General features: G+C 31.3%; 3 protein-coding genes. All 3 read left to right on the top strand.

Translation table 11 applies throughout. The annotated features are described in order from the left end of the window. The first annotated feature begins 31 nt into the window (after window positions 1-31). Window positions 32-592 carry a UbiX family flavin prenyltransferase gene (locus tag ACQCX0_RS02250; protein ID WP_462562535.1) on the top strand — a complete coding sequence of 187 codons (561 nt, stop codon included), beginning with the start codon at window positions 32-34 and terminating at the stop codon, window positions 590-592. 272 nt (window positions 593-864) lie between these two features. After that, window positions 865-1506 carry a phosphatase PAP2 family protein gene (locus ACQCX0_RS02245; RefSeq protein WP_462562534.1) on the top strand — a complete coding sequence of 214 codons (642 nt, stop codon included), beginning with the start codon at window positions 865-867 and terminating at the stop codon, window positions 1504-1506. A 97-nt stretch (window positions 1507-1603) separates the two neighbouring features. Further along, window positions 1604-2221, top strand: coding sequence for a phosphatase PAP2 family protein (locus ACQCX0_RS02240; protein WP_462562533.1), 618 nt, complete (start codon window positions 1604-1606; stop codon window positions 2219-2221). The last annotated feature ends 305 nt before the right edge of the window (window positions 2222-2526 follow it).

The following is a 2526-nucleotide window of genomic DNA, read 5'->3' as shown; positions in this document are numbered from 1 at the left end:
ATACTATTTTAATTTACTAGGACCAGTTTAAATGATCTCACAACCAATAGTTGTAGCTATTACCGGGGCAACCGGGGCTATTTATGGTATTAATCTCTTAAAATCCTTACAACAATTAAATCTTAAAACTATTTTAGTAATAAGCAAAATGGGCTTTGTTACTATTAAAGAAGAGTTAAATTTATCTCCTAAAGAAGTTATTGCACTAAGCGATACATATTTTGATAATTCTAATTTATCCGCAGGGATTGCCTCAGGTAGTTTTTTAACAACCGGTATGGTAATTGCTCCTTGTTCTGTAAAAACTTTATCAGCCATTGCTAATTGTTATTCTGATAATTTAATCAGTAGAGTCGCTGATGTATCTTTGAAAGAAAGACGAAAAGTTATTATTATGTTCAGAGAAACTCCTCTACATTTAGGGCATTTAAAACTAATGGAACAGGTAACTAAAAGTGGTGCAATTCTAATGCCTCCTCTACCAGCTTTTTATAATCACCCTACAAGTTTAGATGAAGTAGTTAATCATTCGGTAGGACGTTGTTTAGATTTACTAGAAATTCCTAATAATTTAACCCAAAGATGGAAATAACTATATTTGTTACTGGGTTTAGGCACTGAGGTTTGGAATAATTTTAAGAGGAATACTGTGGTTGCGACCCCTGATACTTTGAAAATTGGTTGTGAATGACAATAATGCGTAGTGGCGGTGAGATAGTCTGATGTTAGAAGGTACGGGGCTTCTCCTTCTAAACAGATAAGTTAAGAAAAGATACAGACTATGCCCAAAAGGTAGTTATTTGATTTTTTATTTGATTTTCAAGAAAATTGACTTTACAATATTTTTTCAATCAATAATGGTAAATGTATAAGAAAATGCCCCTTATAAAAATAAAATCTATTTCTAAATATCTCTTAATTATTTTTTATGCCTTATCCTTACACAACCTTGCTTTAGCAAGTCTTGATAGGGGTAGCTCTTTTGCTAAACAATCCAATCATGCTGTAAAATTACAGCGTAGTATAGGTGATTATACCCAATTTGCTATTAATCTTGGAGTTCTGGCAATAATTAGTACTAAAGGAGATCTTGAAGGATTAAGACAATACTCGTTTTCCACCGCAACTACTATGTTAATTACTCAAGGATTAAAATATTCTGTTAATAGAACCAGACCCGGAGGAGGAAATCATTCTTTCCCTAGCGGACATGCTGCTTTTGCTTTTGCACCGGCTGCCTTTTTATATGAAAGATACGGGTTAAAATATGCATTGCCGGCTTACTTAGTTGCAGGTTTTGTTGCTTATTCCAGAGTAATTTCATCTTCTGAAACCACAGCCTCACATTTTGTTTCTGATGTCTTAAGCAGTGCTATCCTTGCAACCTTATCTGCCAAGATTTTTACAAAAAGTTATACAACCTCTAAAGGAAAAGACTATAAGCTAAGCTTTATCCCCGATTTATCTTTTACTAATCTATATTTGGGGTTTAATTTTAATTTTTAGTATAGTTCTAACTTTTAATAAAAATAGTATGTCTTTAGAGGAAATATTTTGTGTTTAGGTTAAAAATTAAATCTTTTATAATATAGGAAATTATCTCATGATTTTTAAATTCTTCTCACTTTTAGGATTAATCTTTTTATTCCTAGTAAATTCTTATAGTATTAGCTCTGCCGGTATATCAAGTTTTGATAGGGGAAATTTTTTGAAAGATAATCAATCAAATAATGATATAAAACTACAACAACGTATAGGAGATTATACACAATTTTTTACAAATGCCTTAGCTCTTACACTTATTCTCCAAAAAAATGATTTAGTGGGATTAAAACAATATTCTTATACTACTCTAACTAATCTTGGGGCAACTTATATTTTAAAATATTCTATTAATCGTACCCGTCCTAATGGTGGCAATCATTCTTTTCCCAGCGGACATACCTCCTTTACAATTGCTCCTGTAGCTTTTGTACATTTTAGATACGGATTTAAGTATGCATGGCCTTTGTATGTAGCTACCGGTTTTGTAGGATATTCCAGAGTGATTGCACGAGCTCATTTTATCTCAGATATAGTTGCAGGAGCAGCTTTGGGAGTTCTAAGTGCAAAATATCTTAGCACAACCTACCAAAGTACGGATGGTAAAATTTTTTATCTTAAGCTTATTCCTAGTTTTAATCAAGAAGAATATAAACTATACTTCAATATAAATTTTTAATTAATAATTCTACCTTTTGGGTAGAGGATATGTGCTTAAAAAACTTCGCGATTTAAATAACGAATACCAAGAGTGTTGTTGCAACTTGCCTTTCATTCTTTGTTCTACATTATATTAACAGGCATCATGTATGTAGGAATTAATGTTGAAATATTAGTATTGAAAAGTATTTGGCTTCACCTTATAAACAGATAAATTGGAGAAAGACATAAATTCTACCAAAAAGTAAGTTATTTATTTTGCTTAAACGGTAGAAGGAAATAGTGGTTTATTATACTTCCAACTTTTAGTATTTTATAATATTA

Source organism: Candidatus Hepatincolaceae symbiont of Strigamia maritima (genome assembly GCF_055505085.1).
The sequence above is the reverse complement of the archived record's forward strand: the minus strand, read 5'-3'. Positions and strand labels throughout refer to the sequence as shown.

What these genes read in the sequence shown, in the direction of transcription:
- ACQCX0_RS02250 (WP_462562535.1), top strand. Translation starts at nt 32, where the DNA reads ATGATCTCACAACCAATAGTTGTAGCTATTACCGGGGCAACCGGGGCT.
- ACQCX0_RS02240 (WP_462562533.1), top strand. Translation starts at nt 1,604, where the DNA reads ATGATTTTTAAATTCTTCTCACTTTTAGGATTAATCTTTTTATTCCTA.
- ACQCX0_RS02245 (WP_462562534.1), top strand. Translation starts at nt 865, where the DNA reads ATGTATAAGAAAATGCCCCTTATAAAAATAAAATCTATTTCTAAATAT.